General features: G+C 40.3%; 20 protein-coding genes. 3 read left to right on the top strand and 17 right to left on the bottom strand.

Going from position 1 to position 20,145, the window contains the following annotated elements:
- Window positions 1-7: 7 nt before the first annotated feature.
- Window positions 8-3,160, bottom strand: coding sequence for an isoleucine--tRNA ligase (gene ileS, locus GT674_RS06845; RefSeq protein WP_161285019.1), 3,153 nt, complete (start codon window positions 3,158-3,160; stop codon window positions 8-10).
- 550 nt (window positions 3,161-3,710) lie between these two features.
- On the opposite strand from ileS, the gene GT674_RS06840 reads away from it, so the two are divergent.
- Complete coding sequence (locus GT674_RS06840) at window positions 3,711-4,949, top strand: D-alanyl-D-alanine carboxypeptidase family protein (protein ID WP_161285018.1); 1,239 nt, start codon at window positions 3,711-3,713, stop codon at window positions 4,947-4,949.
- Here GT674_RS06840 and GT674_RS06835 read toward each other — a convergent pair.
- The 8 genes from GT674_RS06835 to GT674_RS06800 all read right to left on the bottom strand — a co-directional run bounded on the left by GT674_RS06835 (window position 4,932) and on the right by GT674_RS06800 (window position 11,519).
- Window positions 4,932-5,891, bottom strand: a complete 960-nt coding sequence (locus GT674_RS06835; protein ID WP_161285017.1) for a 3'-5' exonuclease — start codon at window positions 5,889-5,891, stop codon at window positions 4,932-4,934. The two genes, GT674_RS06840 and GT674_RS06835, sit on opposite strands and share 18 nt — an antisense overlap.
- Before the next feature lie 150 nt (window positions 5,892-6,041).
- On the bottom strand, window positions 6,042-7,535 hold the full coding sequence (locus GT674_RS06830; RefSeq protein WP_161285016.1) for a S1C family serine protease: 1,494 nt from the start codon (window positions 7,533-7,535) through the stop codon (window positions 6,042-6,044).
- A 334-nt stretch (window positions 7,536-7,869) separates the two neighbouring features.
- Window positions 7,870-8,517: an L-rhamnose mutarotase gene (locus tag GT674_RS06825; protein ID WP_161285015.1), complete on the bottom strand. Its 648-nt coding sequence runs from the start codon at window positions 8,515-8,517 to the stop codon at window positions 7,870-7,872.
- Between the two features lie 91 nt (window positions 8,518-8,608).
- Window positions 8,609-9,085, bottom strand: a complete 477-nt coding sequence (locus GT674_RS06820; RefSeq protein WP_161285014.1) for a DUF2284 domain-containing protein — start codon at window positions 9,083-9,085, stop codon at window positions 8,609-8,611.
- An 81-nt stretch (window positions 9,086-9,166) separates the two neighbouring features.
- The gene (locus tag GT674_RS06815) at window positions 9,167-9,700 is read right to left on the bottom strand and encodes a GNAT family N-acetyltransferase (protein WP_173901541.1); all 534 of its coding nucleotides are present in this window, start codon (window positions 9,698-9,700) and stop codon (window positions 9,167-9,169) included.
- Window positions 9,701-9,802: 102 nt separating this feature from the next.
- Entirely contained in the window at window positions 9,803-9,991 is a 189-nt protein-coding gene (locus tag GT674_RS17905) for a MarR family transcriptional regulator (protein ID WP_330603574.1), read from the bottom strand.
- A gap of 743 nt (window positions 9,992-10,734) precedes the next feature.
- Window positions 10,735-11,289, bottom strand: coding sequence for a hypothetical protein (locus GT674_RS06805; protein ID WP_161285013.1), 555 nt, complete (start codon window positions 11,287-11,289; stop codon window positions 10,735-10,737).
- 8 nt (window positions 11,290-11,297) lie between these two features.
- The gene (locus GT674_RS06800) at window positions 11,298-11,519 is read right to left on the bottom strand and encodes a hypothetical protein (protein WP_161285012.1); all 222 of its coding nucleotides are present in this window, start codon (window positions 11,517-11,519) and stop codon (window positions 11,298-11,300) included.
- A gap of 293 nt (window positions 11,520-11,812) precedes the next feature.
- Here GT674_RS06800 and GT674_RS06795 point away from each other — a divergent pair, with 293 nt between their 5' ends.
- The gene (locus GT674_RS06795; RefSeq protein WP_161285011.1) at window positions 11,813-13,093 is read left to right on the top strand and encodes an O-acetylhomoserine aminocarboxypropyltransferase/cysteine synthase family protein; all 1,281 of its coding nucleotides are present in this window, start codon (window positions 11,813-11,815) and stop codon (window positions 13,091-13,093) included.
- 123 nt (window positions 13,094-13,216) lie between these two features.
- Here GT674_RS06795 and GT674_RS06790 read toward each other — a convergent pair whose 3' ends face one another.
- The 3 genes from GT674_RS06790 to GT674_RS06780 all read right to left on the bottom strand — a co-directional run bounded on the left by GT674_RS06790 (window position 13,217) and on the right by GT674_RS06780 (window position 15,421).
- Window positions 13,217-13,558, bottom strand: a complete 342-nt coding sequence (locus tag GT674_RS06790) for a hypothetical protein (RefSeq protein ID WP_161285010.1) — start codon at window positions 13,556-13,558, stop codon at window positions 13,217-13,219.
- Between the two features lie 200 nt (window positions 13,559-13,758).
- Window positions 13,759-14,355 (bottom strand): SAM-dependent methyltransferase, encoded by a 597-nt coding sequence (locus GT674_RS06785; protein ID WP_161285009.1) that lies wholly within the window; start codon window positions 14,353-14,355, stop codon window positions 13,759-13,761.
- A 46-nt stretch (window positions 14,356-14,401) separates the two neighbouring features.
- The gene (locus GT674_RS06780; protein ID WP_161285008.1) at window positions 14,402-15,421 is read right to left on the bottom strand and encodes a DHH family phosphoesterase; all 1,020 of its coding nucleotides are present in this window, start codon (window positions 15,419-15,421) and stop codon (window positions 14,402-14,404) included.
- Window positions 15,422-15,732: 311 nt separating this feature from the next.
- Here GT674_RS06780 and GT674_RS06775 point away from each other — a divergent pair, with 311 nt between their 5' ends.
- A complete protein-coding gene (locus GT674_RS06775; RefSeq protein WP_161285007.1) occupies window positions 15,733-16,248 on the top strand; it encodes a helix-turn-helix domain-containing protein in 516 nt (171 codons plus the stop codon).
- A gap of 167 nt (window positions 16,249-16,415) precedes the next feature.
- On the opposite strand, the gene GT674_RS06770 is transcribed toward GT674_RS06775, so the two are convergent.
- The 5 genes from GT674_RS06770 to queC all read right to left on the bottom strand — a co-directional run bounded on the left by GT674_RS06770 (window position 16,416) and on the right by queC (window position 20,132).
- A complete protein-coding gene (locus GT674_RS06770) occupies window positions 16,416-16,631 on the bottom strand; it encodes a hypothetical protein (protein WP_161285006.1) in 216 nt (71 codons plus the stop codon).
- Window positions 16,632-16,841: 210 nt separating this feature from the next.
- Window positions 16,842-17,777, bottom strand: a complete 936-nt coding sequence (locus GT674_RS06765; RefSeq protein WP_161285005.1) for a D-2-hydroxyacid dehydrogenase — start codon at window positions 17,775-17,777, stop codon at window positions 16,842-16,844.
- A gap of 82 nt (window positions 17,778-17,859) precedes the next feature.
- Window positions 17,860-18,759 carry a hypothetical protein gene (locus tag GT674_RS06760; protein WP_161285130.1) on the bottom strand — a complete coding sequence of 300 codons (900 nt, stop codon included), beginning with the start codon at window positions 18,757-18,759 and terminating at the stop codon, window positions 17,860-17,862.
- A gap of 191 nt (window positions 18,760-18,950) precedes the next feature.
- Window positions 18,951-19,433 carry a preQ(1) synthase gene (gene queF, locus GT674_RS06755; protein ID WP_161285004.1) on the bottom strand — a complete coding sequence of 161 codons (483 nt, stop codon included), beginning with the start codon at window positions 19,431-19,433 and terminating at the stop codon, window positions 18,951-18,953.
- A 15-nt stretch (window positions 19,434-19,448) separates the two neighbouring features.
- A complete protein-coding gene (queC, locus tag GT674_RS06750; RefSeq protein ID WP_161285003.1) occupies window positions 19,449-20,132 on the bottom strand; it encodes a 7-cyano-7-deazaguanine synthase QueC in 684 nt (227 codons plus the stop codon).
- Window positions 20,133-20,145: the final 13 nt, after the last annotated feature.

Genomic DNA, 20,145 nt, shown 5'->3' with positions numbered 1-20,145 from the left:
GAGCTACTTACATTTTTGCAACACCAAGAACAACTGGTTCTTTATTGATGTTCCATTCTTTTACATAACCATCGGTTGTGCCCAGAGTCATATCCTCTGCAAGTACTTCGGACATGATTTCTTCTTTGTGGTTCTTCATGAGTTCAAGAATCCTGTCATTATCTTTTGCATAGATATGGATCTTATCCATAACTTCAAAACCGGCTTCTTTTCTCATAGTCTGCACTTTGCTGACAATCTCGCGGACGAATCCCTCTTCGATCAGTTCAGATGTCAGATTTGTATCAAGAACTACAGAGATATCACCATCTGCTTCTGTTACATAACCTTCTGTCTGTGCGGTCTCGATCAATAAGTCTTCTTCAGAAAGTTCTACCTTGTTTCCATCGATATCCAGAGTAAGAAGTCCTGTAGATTTCAGTTCGTTCATTGCTTCTGTTCCATTGATTTCAGCAAGTGCTGTACGGATACCATTCAGAAGCTTACCGTATTTCGGTCCTACAGTACGAAGCTGTGGCTTGAAGCTGTAGGAAACGAAAGATTCTACATCACTGGCAAATTTCACTTCTTTGACGTTCAGCTCGTCTGCAATAATGTCTGTGTAGAACTGACCCATTTCTTTGTCAGCTTTTACATACATGGTGCCGATCGGCTGACGGTTCTTGATATTTGCAGTATTTCTTGCTGCACGTCCAAGAACAACAATCTTAAGAAGTTCTTCCATATCATCTTCCAGTTCTTTGTTGATCCACTCTTCTCTGACTTCCGGGAAATCGCAGAGATGAATACTCTCAATTGCATCTTTATCAATGCTTCTTACGAGGTTCTGATAGATTTCTTCTGTCATGAACGGGATCATCGGAGCTGCTGCTTTGGAAATTGTCACCAGAGCAGTATACAGAGTCATATAAGCATTGATCTTATCCTGCTCCATGCCCTTAGCCCAGAAACGTTCACGGCTTCTTCTTACATACCAGTTACTCATCTCATCTACAAATTCCTGAAGAGCTCTTGCACTTTCCGGAATCTTATAGTTTGCAAGGCAGTCATCGACAGTCTTCACTACGGAATTCAGCTTACTTAAAAGCCACTTATCCATAACTGGAAGATTGTCATAATCTAAAGTATATTTTGTTGCATCAAAATTGTCAATGTTTGCATAAAGAACAAAGAACGCATAAGTGTTCCACAGAGTACCCATGAACTTACGCTGTCCTTCCTGAACAGCCTTGCCGTGGAAACGGTTCGGCAGCCACGGAGCACTGTTAATATAGAAATACCAGCGGATCGCATCCGCACCGTACTTCTCCAGAGCATCAAACGGATCCACTGCATTTCCCTTGGATTTACTCATCTTCTGTCCGTTTTCATCCTGTACATGTCCAAGAACGATAACATTCTTATATGGAGCCTGGTTGAACAGGATCGTAGACTCAGCAAGCAGAGAATAGAACCATCCTCTTGTCTGGTCAACAGCTTCAGAAATAAAGTCTGCCGGGAACTGTTTTTCAAAGAGATCTTTGTTTTCAAATGGATAATGATGCTGTGCAAAAGGCATTGCTCCTGAGTCAAACCAGCAGTCAATAACCTCCGGTACACGATGCATGGTTCCGCCACATTCCGGGCATTTCAGTGTGATCTCATCAATGTATGGACGATGAAGTTCTACTGTTTTGGCTTTTTCATCACCGCTCATCTCAAAGAGTTCCTGACGGCTTCCGACAGAATGCATATGTCCACATTCACACTGCCAGATGTTCAGTGGTGTTCCCCAGTAACGGTTACGGGAAATTCCCCAGTCCTGAACATTCTCCAGCCAGTCACCGAAACGTCCCTTACCGATGCTCTCCGGAATCCAGTTGATTGTATTATTATTGCGGATCAGGTCATCTTTAACTGCTGTCATTTTGATAAACCAGGATTCACGTGCATAGTAGATCAGTGGTGTATCGCATCTCCAGCAATGTGGATAGTCATGCTCAAATTTCGGAGCATCAAAAAGCTTGCCTTCTTTATCAAGATCCTGAAGTACCAACGGATCCGCTTTCTTAACAAACACTCCTGCATATGGAGTCTCTGCAGTCATATCACCCTTACCGTCTACAAACTGTACAAACGGAAGATCATATTCACGGCCTACACGGCTGTCATCCTCACCAAATGCCGGTGCGATATGAACAATACCTGTACCATCACTCATAGTTACATAGTTATCGGCTGTAACATAATGAGCTTTCTTTTTCTGTCTTGCAGCTTCAGCTCCTGTGCACTCAAACAGTGGCTCATATGCTTTGTATTCCAGATCCTTACCAACATACTTCTCAAGAACCTCGTATGCCGGGGTCTCCTCAGAGCCAAGTTTACCAAGAACTTTGTCAAGCAGAGCTTCTGCCATATAGTATGTGTATCCATCTGCTGCTTTTACCTTGCAATAAACCTCTGTCGGGTTTACACAGAGTGCAACGTTAGATGGCAGGGTCCACGGTGTTGTAGTCCATGCCAGGAAATATGCATCTTCTCCAACAACCTTAAAACGAACGATCGCCGAACGTTCCTTGACCGTTTTATATCCCTGTGAAACTTCCTGGGCAGAAAGTGGTGTTCCACAACGCGGACAGTAAGGAACAATCTTAAATCCTTTGTACAGAAGCTTCTTATTCCAGATTTCTTTCAGTGCCCACCATTCAGACTCAATATAGTCATCATGATAGGTAACATATGGGTTCTCCATATCAGCCCAGAATCCAACTGTTGAGGAAAAATCTTCCCACATTCCTTTGTATTTCCATACACTCTCTTTACACTGCTGGATAAATGGCTCCATACCATATTCCTCGATCTGTTCTTTGCCATCCAGACCAAGTTTCTTCTCAACTTCCAGTTCAACCGGAAGTCCATGGGTATCCCATCCGGCCTTACGAGGTACCATATATCCTTTCATAGTACGGTATCTCGGAATCATATCCTTAATAACACGGGTCAGTACATGACCAATATGCGGTTTGCCGTTTGCTGTCGGCGGTCCGTCATAAAACATATAAGTAGGATCATCTTTACGGTCTTCCATACTCTTTTCAAAAATATGGTTCTCCTTCCAGAACTTCTCTACTTGTTTTTCACGATCTACAAAATTCAGATTCGTATCTACCTTCTGGTACACAACTAGTTCCTCCTTTTATTGTAAAAAAATAATCACGGAGCGTTATATAACAGGATAAATATCCTGTTAATATAAAAAAAACCTCCATCCTGTAAAAGGACGAAAGTAATTCCACATTCGCACCACCTGTTACATTGTACGGGCTGGCAGTAATAATAAATGCCGATACATGTTCCCTCTAACGGCGGAAACACCGTCCTTCCCTACTTTATCAGGATTTCAGAAAAGAAACTCCGGAGTGATCTTCCATCGAAACTACTAACACCAGGCTCCCACCTTATCCCGGCTCTCTGCGGTCTTCCTGTCGATGTACTGTCTCCATCACAGTTTTTACTTTATTATATTTGCTGTTTCATTATACGGTTATGATTTTCTATATGTCAAGGTCTTTTTGCGATATTTTCAGGGATTCAAGGTTTTTTCACGAGTCCTTTTTTTTCTTTTGATTTTCACTTCACAAATCTCCCCTTGTATGCAAAAAATGATTACAGTATAATTATAAAAGAATGATATACTATAAAGATTCCAGGAAATAAAGAAAGGTATTCTAATGAAAAACAAAAAATTCAAACGTATTCTGAGCGGTCTGCTCTGTGCTGCATTTATTGTCTGCCAGACTCTTCCCGTTCTCGCTACAGATGAATACGGCGACCCAATTGTAACAGCAACACCTGTTCCAGAGGAGGTTTATCATACGGATTACTATAAACAGCCTGCAGACACAGATTCTATAGAGGGATGGGTACAGGGTCCACAGATTGAGGGCGAATCCGCGGTACTGATGGACATGACAACTGGCACCATCCTCTATTCCAAGAACGCAGATAAGGCTCAGTATCCTGCCAGCATTACCAAAATCATGACTGCTCTGCTCGGCAGTGAAAGTCTGAAAGCAACAGATAAATTTTCCATGTCAGAAACAGCAGCCCACGGAATCACAGATACACAAAGTTCCAGTATTTACGCAGATACCGGTGAAGAATTCACCGTAGAACAGGCTCTCATGGCAGTTATGCTCCAATCAGCTAACGAAATGACTCTTGCCATAGCTGAACAGACTTCCGGATCCGTCAAGAAATTTGTTGAGCTTATGAATCTGAAGGCACGTCAGCTTGGATGCACAAATACGCATTTCAACAATCCTAACGGTCTTCCGGATGAAAAGCATTATACAACAGCAAACGACATGGCCAAAATTGCCCGTGCTGCCTGGTTTAATCCTGCCTTTCGTAAATACTGTACCACCGGTTACTATGAAATTCCGGCAACCAATAAGTTCAGTGAGACACGCTACCTTCTGAATCACCATAAAATGATGAGCGGACAGGCATATGCCTATGACGGTGTTTTTGGCGGCAAGACCGGTTACACAGAAGCTGCCGGAAATACACTTGTCACCTTTGCCCGCCGGGGAAATATGTATCTTGTATCTGTTGTAATGCAGTCCATCAACGGTGCATATTCTGATACAAAATCTCTTTTAGACTATGGATTTAACAATTTTTCCAGATCTGCAATAAAGGCAAAAAAAGAAATCTGTTTTTCCTGTCTTCCGGCAGAAAAATATCTGATCAAAGACTACAGGAAATGTGTTCTTTTTTATTCAATGAGAACACCTTCTGTAGCTCTTCCAAACGATGCAGATACCGCATCTGTTAAGAAAAATTACTCTATACAAAAAAATCCGGCAGGTCGTCCCCTTCTGACCATCAATTATACCTTCAATGGACACCAGGTTGGAACCGCCAGATACTATCCCAAAAACTCAATCTCAGATCTGCTTCTCTGATTGTCTTTTGATCTGTCTCTTTTTGCGGAGGGAATCCCTTTTTTCACGGATTTCTTCCGCTTTTTCATCTCCAACATTCTTAAGCGTTTTAATCACGTAATACCTGTCTTCTTCTGTATGCCGGATTCTTATCTTACCTTTTACATATCCATGCTTCTGACAGAAAGAAACGCTCTCATACGCTCTGGAATTATTCATAAACCAGCGAATCTTTCGCTTTGCAGGTAAATGACAGATCGGACATTTTGTGCTTGCTACTTCCCTGTCCCGCATAATTTTATCTCTGTCTGTAAATTCTCTCGACACATACTGATCATAATCCGGATAGGACAGAAAAAGCTCATCTTTCTTTTTTTTCGGATTTTGATATACATCTACAGAATAATTCGCAAATAATTTTTTCTCATCCACCCATTTAAGTACCATTGCCGTGTAACGTGCATCTGTAAGTGCCCTGTGAAATGTCTGTTCCTTTGGAATAGCAAGCTGATCGATTGCAAATTCCAGACTTCTCCGACCGCCAGCCTCCTCACAGCACATTCCAAAAACCTTCTGAACATCATAATATTTCACCGGCCCCGGAAGCAAAGACAGCATCCCATAATACTTCATATTTCTCTGCAGTTCCATTACATCCTGATTTCCCCAGGTAAAGAATGCAAAATCATCTCCACACCAGTTCAGAAATTCTCTTATCACCTCTGAAAAAGGACTTCCATTCTCAAGATCTTTATAATCCACATGGATCACTTCATGGATACTGTCATGGATCCAATTATATACCTGTGGTTTTATCAGTCTCTGAAAGACATCTACCGTCTCTCTTTCTTCGTTCATCTTCACAGCACCGATCTCTATGATTTCAAAAGGCAGGCGACTGTTCGAATATTTTTTTCCGCCTGGACTCTGATTCCATTCCAGATCAAAAACAATATAGTTCATACCGTGTTTCCTTTTCTTTCTATTCCGTAAAATACCTGAGGTATTTCTGCTTTTTGACTTTTTTAGTATAACAAAAGAAAGGAACCGATGCAACTGCACCAGTTCCCTTCCTGTTTATAATAATTATATATTGCTGCCCGACAAAAACTTTTACCAGACGTTATGATAATGTTCATAGGACATGCCATTTTCAAGGAAATCTCTCAGGAGACTGTCTGTACTTCCATCGTCTTCTCCATCCTGTACATCATTGTCCTGATCATCTGGTTCCTCCTGATCTGGTTTCTCTTTTGAATCATCATCGGAATCCTGATTCTTCTCTGAGTTTTCACCAAGAGTTACTGTAACTGTTTTTTCTTTATAGGAATCACCGTCTGCGACTTCAATAGTAACATCTACTTCCTCGCCTGGCTCATAATACTCAAGACGACTTACCAATTCCTCAATACTACGTATTCTCTTGCCATCAAATTCTGTAATGATAGTTTTTTCTTTAATGCCGGCCTTATCTGCAGCACCTCCATCCGTAACCTCTGAGACAAGAACGCCCTCTGGAACTCCATAGTACTTGGCAGCCTCTTCGCTTACAGACCTACCTGTGATTCCAAGTACACCGTGATTATCAACCTTATCTCTCGGTGTTTCATTCATCAGATTTTCCAGAGTGTCTGTAACATCAGAAATCGCAATCGCATAACCCATGCCCTCAACTTCTGTGGAAGCAAGCTTTGCTGAATTGATTCCGATTACTTCACCATTCATATTCAGAAGTGCTCCACCACTGTTTCCAGGATTAATTGCTGCATCTGTCTGAATCAGATTAACTGCATCTGAATCTTCATCGCCTTCGGAACCGTCTGAGTTAAGCTTACGGTTTTTGGCACTTACAATACCTGTTGTGACAGACTGTCCATATCCAAGTGCATTACCAATAGCAACTACCTGCTCACCAACCTTAAGATCATCGGAGCTTCCCATGGTTGCAACCTGAATCTGATCCATCGTATCATCCGAAATATCGGACAGTGCTACAGAAACAACTGCAAGATCTTTGTCTTCATCATAACCATTTACCGTTGCTTCGTAAGTTTCTCCATCAATACAGGTAACAGATACCGTATCCGCACCTTCTACTACGTGATAGTTTGTCGCGATCAGAAGGTTATCATCATTTTTCCCAACGATGATACCTGAACCACTTCCCTCAACTTCCTGCTGGGTTGTGTATCCCTGACTTCCGCCAAATCCATAATATCCAAGATAATTCTGTACATCCTGAACAGATTTCGTTGTGATAGCCACAACAGACTTCATACCTTCTGCAGCAATATCAGATACATCCAGACTTCCCTTTGCTTTCTCAGACTTGCTGTCATCCTTACTGTCTGATTTGTCCTTCTCTTTGGACTTTGTCTGAAGAAGTGTTGTGTTTTCTTTTTCAGAAGAAGCTGCTTCTACTTTGCTGCTGTTCCATCCGGTAACTGCATTCACTCCCTCAAAGGAACCTGCTGCAAGTCCGCCTGCAAGAACTGCACATAATGCAATACCTGCTGCTTTCTTTACTTTTTTTCTCATTCTTTCTTTCGGATCATTATCTCTATGTTCATCATTATCATTCATAAATTTATTGTTCATATCTGTCATCAAAATCCCCTCCTTGGAATCTCTGTTGTTTCATTTCTTTTATGTCTAGAAGTATAGGTGGTATTTGTGTTGACTTTGTGGGAAATATGTGACGAAACTGTTAATTCAGAAAAAAAAGTCCGTCAGACGGATGTTCTCACTCCGGTCTCACAGCTTCCACATGCATCTGGTCGCATCCTCTTATATAAATAAAGTGCATACTCTCGTACACACTTTATTCTCTGCTTGTAACTGTTCAGTACCCTCACAGTTACGAGTCAAAATGCATTCCAAATCACCTCGCGGGATACTACCTTCTGAATAGTTACCTTTGCTTTATATTTTGTTATCCAACTCAGTTATGCCATGCAAGACGCTTTACATCTGCATGAACATCACCTGTCATCCAGTCTACATCATTTGTGATCCAGTCCATGATTCCAAGCTGACGCATTTCCCATTCAACCGTCTGTTCTCTTGCTTCCGTTGTTTCTTCTACTTCCATAGTTATATCAATCTCATCGTAACCAAAGATATATCCTCCGGCACTCCAGATACTGAAATTACTGTCCGGACCCGGATCCACTGAATCGCCTCTCTGTGCGATCAGTCCATCGTGACGCCTCTTATATTCTTCCTCACAGCCATCTTTAAGCTTCGTCATAAACATTCTGTGACGGATCAGTTCTTTATTTTCTCTTACAACACCAAAATTATGATACATCAGACGCATATCCTTACCAGGTGTGGAAATCCAGTCAAAAGTATCCTGAATCTTTGCAGTAATTACATTTTTTGCAGCATCTTCCTCTGCACTCAGGACTGCTCCATCCTCATTCTCATAATAACCAAAGATCAGATCCTCTGCATTCCAGATACTGAAATTACTTACCTTATTACGGTCAAGAAATGCTGTCAACTCCGGCCATATCTCACCAAGCTTGCGTCGATAGTCATTCATTTTTCCTTTTTTTACTTTCATTGCAAATGCGTGTCTTTCCATAAGTCAGAACCTCCCGTCTGCCAGTAACTATGTACCTTGTGAACAATTATGTCTGTTAGTAATTTTAGCACGTTTGTCCCTGTAATACAAATTATTCATGAAATAAAATCTGTGAAAAATATCGGATATTTCCATCATCTGTCCAGCAGAGCATTCCTGCCGCATCTGCCATCTTCTGTGCATCTACACAATATGCTGACATACAGGAATTTTTCTTGTATGGTCCGGCACTCATGATCAGAATATCTGTCTTTCCCTCTGCCCTCATTTTCTCTGCAAGCTCTTCCGTCATTTTGTTATGAAGAAGTTTTTCCTTTTTATATTCAACCGGATCATGCAGATCCTCCTGTGTTGTCTGCAGCACCAGAGTTTTTTCATAACTCAGTGCTCGCTGTTTCATTTCTTCCACCGTTCCACTTGCAGGTGGACAGGCAGGATTCAAATTATAACAACCACATAAATTTTCTTCACAAAATGTCCTGTATTCCGGAACAAAAACAAGTTCTTTTGTATCCATAACTGCTGCTCCCGAAAATCCCATTAAAATTGCTTCCTGCATCAAATCCATAAAAATCTCACTCCTTTTCTTCTCGCTTCGCAACTGTTCCGTACCCTCACAGTTACAAGGCAACATGCATTCCAGATCATCTTATTCATTTAATATAATACTCATTTCATACCAGGCTTCGCCGCCCCATACAGATTCTCCAATACCATGATCTTCAAATCCAAACTTCTCATACATCCTAACCTTATCCGGAAGACAGGTAAGAACAACTCTTTTGCGTCCTTTTTGTTTTTCTCTCTCCAGATACTGCCTCATAAGCTCACGTGCAAGACCCTGACACCGATATTCTGGAAGTACATCCAGTCCCAGCAGCATAATATTCCTGCCCTCCGCTTCATGTACATCTGCATCTTCAAAAAAATCATCAGTCAGATGTTCCCTATTCGTTGCCAGCCCATTAAGAAATCCGACAATTTTTCCTGTATCTCTGTCCACTGCAACAAGAAAAAGTTCCTTCGCCTTCTTTATCCGTTCTTCCATATGTTTATATGTACAGGCTTCATTTGGAGGGAAACAGATTTTCTCAATTTCTGCTGCCTGAGATATTTCTTCCATATGGATATTTCGAAATTCATATCTTTCAAACATTTTTTTATCTGTGTTTTCCTTTGACATTTTTATAGCTCTCCTATTTATATTTATGCATATATGATATACCTCTTTTTTTCTTTATACTATAACATTATCGTGCCTATGACAACACTGAAAACAGCATTACTACCATATATTATTTCTCTCCCTGTAAAATCTTATCCGGTTTTTTCTCCATTTCAGATATCTGTCATGAACCAATTTATCCACATTAACCGATACCAGATTTGCCTTGATCCCACGATATTCCACGATATCGCTTGCCGTTTTATACTCTGGATTATTCGCCAGAAACAACAGAATATCAAATGCCACTTTTCCTAACAGATTTAATCCATCTGTAAAATGCTTCAATTTTGAACTAATTATACACAATCCATGTCATAATTCAACCATTTCCCGCATAAAATATAGATATCAACACCCCCGTATATCTCGGGATTTCGCCATGTTCATGGCAAAACACCTCGCGGGATATTACCTGTGAACAGTTACGCCCGTGAACCTAAGATATCTTTCTTCTTTCAGGAAATTCAAACCCTTATTTGCCCGTCCTTATTCTTTCGTGCAATATATTGCACTTCTTCCGTTTTCTTGATTTTATTATATAATTTTTTATATTATATACCGTTTATAGTACATATAATATTTTATACTACTATTTATTGTACATTATCGCGTTTTTCTTAAACTGTCATCCTATGTTTCACCTAAAACTAATTCTGTGCATCATCCTTCTTTCACTCTTCTGGTTTTTTCACGATTCACCGTCGTTTATTCTGATTGCTGGAAGGAATTGGAGATGGATTTTAGCCAAGTTGCTGTGAACGGAATAATCAGTAACACTTATTACGCTTTGTGCACCAAATACATTCTGCTTTAGCAGACATATTCCACATATATCTGGCCGCATCCTCGCGGAGAGTTTTTGGCTTTATCAGAACATTATAAAGCAGCTCTCCGTAAAGCAAAAAAATCTGAGATGCGTCTCTGTCAACTTGCATCTCAGATTCATTCCATAAAATATTTTCCCCAAATGTTTCACGTGAAACATTTGGTCATACTTTGTTTTCCAATTCAGAGCTTAATTCTCTGAAAAAATCCAAATATTCTCTTTCCACCATATCAAACGGTCGTACTTTATAATCCAGCCTTATATGAAGTTCCGGTTTCTCTCTATCCTGCTTTTCTCCCAAAAGCATCTCCAAATCATACCGCAAGAGATCATCATCGATTGCTTTGATCTGTTTTTCCTCTTCTTCTGTAAGAGCTTCCCCCAGAAACTTTCTGTATATCACATCCAACAGGCTGGATTCCTGCTGCTTATAATCTTTCATATTCTGTTTTAACGGTCTCGGAACATCCGACATATAACATTCGCTGGCATCATGTAAAAGACATGCCAAAACAACCTTTTTGGAAAGCCCTCTGCCTGCCGCCTCCTTCGCACAGCAAATGCAATGTTCGCCTACCGACCAAAATGAACTGACATGCCCATTTCCTCTGCAAAGCATTGAAAGTGCATGTGCAATATCCTCAATCAAAATCAACTCCGGATCTGGATCAGTAGGATCAAAATGTCTGTGCGTATAGGTTGTAATATAACTCTCCATAGTTATACCTACCTTTCATCCAGCAGAACTTCGTTAATGGCATCATATGCATCCTCCAGAGCGTCTAATGCTTCTGTCAGAAGATCTGTTTTCTTTTCTTCCGCTTCATTTTCTTCATACTCAGCCACCACACCGGCAAGCGTTCTCTTAAGCATATGTAAATTTTCAAAAATATCCTTTAAACTTTCCTCCTTTGCTCCTGCTCCATTAATTCTTATTACTTTTCCCATGCTTTGTCTCCTTTTCTCTTTGTTTTTGTTCTGTAGCCGCTTCGCTGCCCGCACGGTACCTGTATTTTATCGCAGTATTTTGTCCTGTATATCCCAGGATTTTGCCACATTCATGACAAAGCACCTCACAGCATACTCCCCTGCAGGCAATTTCTATAGCAGTTCTCATACCTGCTAAGTATGTATTTGCTCTTTACATACTCTCAAAAAGAGTATAACATAAAAGATAGTTACTGTTCACTCAATTCACAGCAACCAAAGATACTATAAACGTAAAGGCAGGAACACAAATTATGGACTATTCTATTAACACGAAATGTGTACAGGCAGGCTACACACCAGGAAACGGAGAACCGAGACAGATTCCTATTTATCAGTCAACCACCTATAAATATGATACCAGTGAAGATATGGGCAAACTCTTTGATCTGGAGGCAAGCGGTTATTTCTATTCAAGACTTCAGAACCCGACCAATGATTATGTTGCAGCCAAAATCACAGCTCTGGAAGGTGGAGCCTCTGGAATGCTGACATCTTCCGGACAGGCAGCAAACTTCTTTGCTCTGTTCAATATCTGCGAGGCAGGAAGCCACATTGTTTCCTCTTCCTCCATCTATGGCGGAACCTATAATTTAATTGCTGTTACCATGAAAAAAATGGGTGTGGATGTAACTTTTGTTAATCCAGACTGTACGGACGAAGAATTAAATGCTGCATTCAAGGATAATACAAAAGCCGTATTTGGTGAATCTATCGCGAACCCGGCTCTTACTGTCTTAGATATAGAAAAATTTGCAAAAGCTGCTCATGCTCACGGAGTACCTCTTATTGTAGACAACACATTCCCAACCCCGATCAATTTACGTCCAATTGAATGGGGTGCTGATATTGTCACACATTCAACCACAAAATATATGGATGGACATGGTGCTGCTCTTGGCGGTGCGATCATTGACGGAGGTAAATTCGACTGGATGGCACATGCTGAAAAATTCCCAGGACTCTGCACTCCGGATGATTCTTATCATGGGGTTACATATGCCGAGAAATTTGGCAAAGAAGGTGCTTTTATCACCAAATGTACTTCCCAGCTGATGAGAGATCTCGGCTGTGCACAGTCACCACAGAGTGCATTTATCCTGAATCTTGGTCTGGAATCTCTTCACGTACGTATGCCAAGACACGTAGAAAACGGACAGGCTGTTGCTGAATTTCTGGAACAGCATGATAAAGTAGAATTCGTAAATTATCCTACACTTCCTTCCAACAAATACTATGAAACCGCGAAGAAATACCTCCCTTCCGGTGGATGCGGTGTTGTATCCTTCGAATTAAAGGGCGGACGTGCTGCTGCGGAGAAATTTATGAAGAACCTTAAGCTTGCTGCAATCGAAACCCACGTTGCCGATGCAAAAACATGTTGTCTGAATCCGGCTACTTCCACACACAGACAGATGAATGATGAGCAGCTCGCTGCTGCCGGAGTTCCTGCCGGACTGATTCGCATTTCCTGCGGACTCGAAGACAAAAACGATTTAATTGCCGACATTGCACAGGCACTGGACGCAATCTGATTTTTCTGAGCATGATTTTAATCAAAAAAGTGGAATCACTTTAGTGACGTTGACTAAAGTGATTCCGCTTTTTTTATCAGACCTATATATTCGCTTATGCAGTTTCGAATCATATACTGATTCTTACCTGTGCCTGACTTGGTTTAAGATTTTCTCATGCCAGAACACCAGAATTGTGGCCGCTACAGCCGCAATTGAGAGCCTACCGATCATTTTGCGAATTCGTATTCTTCTCTTTGCATCCTTCATTCCTGCCTCATATAAAAGATATCCCATTCGATCCTGTTTAGATTCCATGCATGCTGCATAATCATCCACAACCTTCCGATCCCTTTCGGACAAGTCCAGATCATTCAGTTTTTTCTCCAACATAAGAAGTTCTTCATTGTCCTGTCTGATCCATTCATCTCTGCGATAAATTTTGTCCTCTGCCGCCCATCTCATTTTTTCGATTTTTTTACTCATGGAACGCCTCCTGTTCATCTTTACTCACTCATAACTGTTCAGTACCCTTACAGTTATGAGCCAAAATGCATTTCAAATCATGGTAAATATACATTCAGTATAACATACACACCTTTGTTTTTCGAAAATAAATACAACCAGGGATTTTGCCATATTCACGGCAAAACACCTCACAGAATATTACCTGTGAACAGTTACTTTCAGATTACTTTAAAAATCATAATTCGCTCTCTGTTATCATCACCCGAGAACAAATCTGATGTATCTATCTCATCATAAAACATCAATTGCTCCTGCGTCATCAGACTGCTTATATAATCTTCTGAAGGATAGTAAAAAAACAGCAGTAGTTCTCTTGGTTTTTCATAATATGATTCATACAATTTCGCAAGGACTGTGTGAAAAATCTCCACAGAAAACGGATTGAAGAAATAACACCGATCCACATCCACAGGAACTTCATAGTTTTCTGCTCCACATAAAATAAATGAAGACCGATTCCCAGCTACTGCTGTTTCCTTATTTGCTATTGCTTTCTGATAGATAGCCTCATCATACTCTATACCAATTGCTCTGCATCTGGTCTGATAAGAAAGATAGAAACACACCCTCCCTTTTCCAGTTCCATAATCCAACAGGGTATTATTTTTCCTGATCAGTCCACTATTTGCCAGTCGTTCCAATACCATGTAAGATGTTGGTTCATACGGATACCGATATTGATCTGAGTGTGAATCATCCCGGCCGCTTGTCTTTATTTTCAGTAGTTTATCCCATTGTGTCTCATTCTGATTCATTTGTTTTATTCTTCCTCTGATTTCTGATAACAGGTAACTCCTGTGTTTATGTCCGTTCTTTCTCTATACTTTTTCGCATCACGATGATCTCTTCCAATATATCCTGTCTGAATTTTTCCATGTTATTTGTCCGCTTGCGAACTCCAGCCGCCGCGGCATGTCCACCACCACCGAATTTCTTCAGAAGTTCATTAACATTAATCCACTTTCCGTCAGATCTGAATGAGCAACGCCAACGGTTCTCCTCTTCCTCATACATTGTAAATCCAAGTTCTATGTCTTCGCAGTCTCTGAGAATTCCACTGATTGGATGAATATCCTCGTAGCCGATTCCTTCTGCTTCACTCTCTGCACGACTGACACATACACAGGCTATCTTTCCATCTAGCAGACGTTCCGCCCGCTCAAGCAATCCAGCTCTTGTCCGCAAGCTTTCCAGAGTGTCATTGTGCATCGTCTGCATCACATAACTATGCTCTACTCCCAGTTTCAATAATCCGGTCACTGCCTGCATCGTACTCATCTTTGCTCTGGAAAGACATCCCGTATCATGAAGAATGCCCATGTAAATATAATCAGCTGCTGTTGGTTTCATCTCTGAAATCATCGTTTTCTTAAGCTTCGCCTGGTCAAGAATATAATACACATTCTCTGCACAGGCCTCCGATATCTTTGTATAATTTATATCTCCATATCCTTCATTAGAAGCATGATGATCAATCACCATAGAAGTCTCTGCGCATTCATAGTATTCTTTTCCAATCAGCCGAGATAAAACTGCGGTATCACATACGATAACTGCGTATCTCTCATCTGTGATATCCGGCTTTGTCAAAGGATCAAATACTCTGTCTGCCTTCACTTGTTTCTTCGGACCTTTGTCCAGAGTATCCGCCAGATACGGAATTACTCTGTATTGCGGATAATTTACTTTTATATAATGTGCCAGGCCCATCACTGAGCCGGCCGCATCACCGTCAGGATTCAGATGACCCAGAAGGATCACTGTGTTTAAACTGTGCTTCTGCATCATATTCTGAAATTCTTTATCAAAATCAAATGTCATTTTATAACCTCTATCCTTTTCTGCTGAATCCAGATTCAAGTTGAACACATATGAGACTTGGTGCGGGATACTGGTCAGCGTAAGCTGATATATTCGTAACTGTTCACAGGTAACAGATATTCTTCTCAGAATCACTTCTGTCTTCCTGACTCTTTAAGAAGTTTGTTTTGTCAGATATGTTTCACGTGAAACAATTCTATAGACATCTCTGTCAGACTCTTGTTGTTTTCTGATGTTTCCAGTATAATAGATTATACTTGGTAAAGCCAGATAATTCTCATATTTTTTACTATGCAGGAGGTTATTCTCTCATGGGGAAACAATCGACCCGAAAAAACAAAACAATTTATCAGATTTGCCGCGAAGAAGCAGGTCTCACCAGATCAGAAGCATGTGATAAGATGGAAGCCGTTTCCGATTCCAGACTCGAGAAATTCGAATATGAACTGCAGGATCCTACCCCTTATGATATCATCCAGATGGCCGATGCCTACAAAAGACCAGATCTCTGCAATTATTATTGTTCTCACAAATGTGAAATCGGTCATCGTTATGTTCCGGAAGTGAAAGTAACTGATCTGTCAAATATTATTCTGGAAACAATTGCCAGTCTGAACGAGATTAATCCTCTGACAGGACGCTTGATTCAGATTGCCCGTGATGGTAAGATCAGTGATGATGAGATGAAAGATTTTGCATATATCAGTAAAAAACTGAATGAAATCTCACTGGCAATAGATTCCCTGAATCTCTGGGTCGATAAGACTGCCAGCGAGCAGAAACTGAACCTCGAACTTCTGCACAGAGAAAAAGACAAATTAAGATAATCTACATAAAATGAAAGACAGTGAACCGATTCTTGGTTCACTGCCTTTCATTTATCTATGCGCAATTCATTATGTCTGATTTTTAGAATACTGTAACTGTTCAGTACCCTCACAGTTACGAGTTAGAATGCCTCGCGGAATACTCCCTTCTGAATAGTTACTGAATACTATGAACGTGATGCTACCAGTGCTATGATTCCTACTACGATCAACAATGGAAAAGCAATATACAGCAGTCCTCCAACAACCAGTCCTATAAGAATCACCGGAAAGAATACTACTGTACAAAGCAATTTCATAATTCCCCAGGATGCCTTCACGCCAAATATAAGAAATTTCCCAATAAACCAAATCATACAAAATGCAAATAATAATGATAACATCGTCTACTCCTTCTGCCTTTTAGCTGCATAACATTCTCTGTGTTGCATTTATCTAATTACCTCGTCTATCTTCTTGATAGTGCCAGTATAGATGAATTATCATTCAAAATAAACGTCTTATATAGGGAATTATGAACATCCAATCCTCTGATTTTGAGAAATAATATAATGGAACTTAATTTTTTGCTGATCTGGCAAAAGTATCTCATCTTACATACCAAAAAATTCTCTGATCTGTCCTACGATAATCTGCATCAGTCGGTTTCTTGCTTCCACACTTGCCCATGCAATATGTGGGGTAATGATAAGCTTTTTGCTGTCTTTTATTTTTACAAGAGGATTGGTTTCACTCATCGGTTCCTCACATAACACATCAAGACCGGCTGCCGCAATCTCTCCTGTTTTTAATGCTTCATATAAATCCTGTTCTACTACAATCGGTCCACGTCCAAGATTCAGGAAAATTGCTGTCTTTTTCATTTTTGCAAATGCTTCCTGATTCATTAAGTTTTTTGTATATTCATTTAATGGAGCATGCACAGATACAATATCCGATGTGGAAAGTAACGTCTCAAAATCGACCTGCTCATATCCTTCCTGCGCTGCTCTTCCCGAAGCAGAGTAATAAATCACACGTGCACCAAACGCTTTCGCAATATCAGCAACTCGTCTTCCTATAGTTCCAAGTCCGATAATTCCCCACGTCTTTCCGCTAATCTCATTAAAGTGCTCTGCAAAATGAGTAAATACCGTATCATTTACATATTTTTCGTCTTTTACATATTCATCATAATAACGCATTTTCTCTAACAGATAAAATAGTAACGCAAATGTATGCTGTGCGACTGACTCTGTTGAATATCCTGCTACATTTCTCCATGCGATTCCACGTTTCTCCAGATATTCTTTATCCAGATTATTTGTTCCTGTAGCTGTCACGCATACCAGTTTTAAATTTTGAGCGGTTCCAATCGTTCTTTCATTAATTTCGATTTTATTGATAACCAGGACATCTGCATCTTTTACTCGCTCTAAAACCTCTTCCGGAGTAGAAAATCCATATTTTACTACTTCTCCGAGAGCATCATATGCAGATAAATCAATATCCTCTCCAATTGTTTTTGCATCCAGAAATACAATCTTCATATCGGTCTCTCCTTTGTTAATGCAATGAATATGTGTAACTATTCAGTAATCACTGTGAAGGTACCGAATAGTTATAAATATATTATAAAAGATCCAGCATATTGTCCAGATATATCTTTTCCCTGACATTGATCTGATACTCCGGCCGAGTCATATAATACAACAGAAATTCCAGGATCAGCGCACTTCCCAACCCCCGTCCTTCAATCTTGAAATTAGAAAATCCCATCGGCAGATAAACATCTTTAATATCTTTCACACTGATAAATCCCGGATTTGTCATTGCCTTTGAAAAAAGATATCCATCCTCCGCCCCAGGTGCAGTACAGATATGCTCCTTGCAATCTTCTCCCAGATTTTTTCGGCTGACTGTTTCATAACAGACTTTTCTGTCTTTACAGCCAAACCAGCAGCATTCGTTACACAAGAATTCCACCTTTGCTTTTTGCTGTGCATTCATCTGATTTAATTGTTCAAATCTTTTGTTGAGACGAAAATCCGGCACTACATAACAGAATTCTTCTCTGTCTGTTTCCTCCAGAAATTCTCTGAAATTCGTCAGCACCTTTGTGGTCGAAGAAACCAGATAGAGTCCCGGATACTTTTTTTGCAGATAATCCAGCAGTAGATCTGAATGAATGATCACTCCATTTTGCACTCCCTTATTTTCTTCGAATAATGCACAAAGTGCATTACATTTTTGATCCTGTAAGTGTTCTTCTCGAAGAAGTGAATTACTGAATGTCAGCCGGGCTGATATCTTATATTCCTGCATCAGTGCCAGTACTTTCTGTGGATCCGCCTCTCCTAAGGAAGTTCGACCGCCACCCCATATACAGTCTGATGGAGCTCCGTATATTGAACCAATTTCGCACCAGTCATAAAAATACTCTCTGTGCTCCCGAAACAAAGGCAGAAAGATTCGATATAATTCATAAAACTCAAATAATCCCGGCAGATGGTAATACGCTTGCTTTTTCATCATATTTCTCGCTTTCATTTTGTCTTGTCCTATGTAAAAATTTCCTCAATTTTTACAGAAAATCCATATTTTTAATTCTCCGGTTTCTTTTTGTATTTTGCCATAAAAATCACCTTCAGGCTATAATTTGTTTTATTATATCCTGAAGGTGATTATTTTTAGAATTATTATCATTCTTATTTATGAATATATTACCGATTGTCAACCTTCTCCGGAAACATATCATGATTACTCATACGATTCCATGCAACCTGTTCCCACTTGGTGCCAGGCTTTCCATAATTGCAGTATGGATCGATAGACAACCCTCCACGCGGAAGGAATTTTCCCCAGACTTCAATATATTTAGGCTCAAGAAGCTGGATCAGATCTTTCATGATTATATTGATCACATCTTCATGAAAATCTCCATGGTTCCGAAATGAGAACAGATACAATTTCAGGGATTTACTCTCCACAAGACGTTCATCCGGAACATAAGAAATTATGATTGTTGCAAAATCCGGCTGCCCTGTAATCGGACACAGACTTGTAAATTCCGGACAGTTGAATTTGACAAAATAATCATTTCCCGGATGTTTATTCTGAAATGCCTCTAATACAGACGGATCATAATCCATACAATATTCCGTATGCTGGTTTCCTAATAATGTTAAGTTTTCTTTCTCTCTCATCACTCTTTTTCCTTTCTATCTTAATGCTGGATCTTCCACATTGTTCGCCTGAAAGGCAGCCGCACGGTCAATACATGTTCCACATTTTCCACACGGTTTCTCTCCACCTTCATAACAGGACCAGGTCAATTCATAAGGAACTTTCAGTTCTAATCCAATCCGTACCACTTCAGCCTTTGACATATTGACAAACGGTGCTTCTATCTTAAGCTGATGTCCGGAACCTTCCCAGATTGCCTCATTCATAGCATTGTTAAATACCGGTGAGCAGTCCGGATAGGCAAACCCGGCAGAATCATCTGCGTGTGCTCCATAATAAATCACTTCACATTCCTTGCTCAGTGCAATGCTGGCTGCAGAAGAAAGAAATAACCCATTTCTGAACGGAACATAAGTGCTTACCGGCTTATCGCCATTTGTTTTTGAAATCTGCTCCGCATAACTCTCCTCGGGAATTTCTTCCGTAGACTGCTGAAGCAGAGAACAATTGCTATATTGAAATATCTTACTCAAATCCAGGAACAAATGCTCTACACCATAATATTCCGCGACCGCTGTTGCTGCCTTAATTTCCTTATCATGTTTCTGTCCATAAGAGACAGAAAGAGCCGTTACCTGATCTTTCCCATACTTTTTAATTGCCAGTCCTAACGCTGTTGTTGAATCAATTCCTCCACTAAAAAGAACTAATGCTTTCATCTTGATCACCTCA

Source organism: Blautia sp. BIOML-A1 (assembly GCF_009883055.1).
Taxonomy (GTDB): Bacteria; Bacillota; Clostridia; order Lachnospirales; family Lachnospiraceae; genus Blautia_A.
This window is presented reverse-complemented; position numbering and strand designations above follow the sequence as displayed.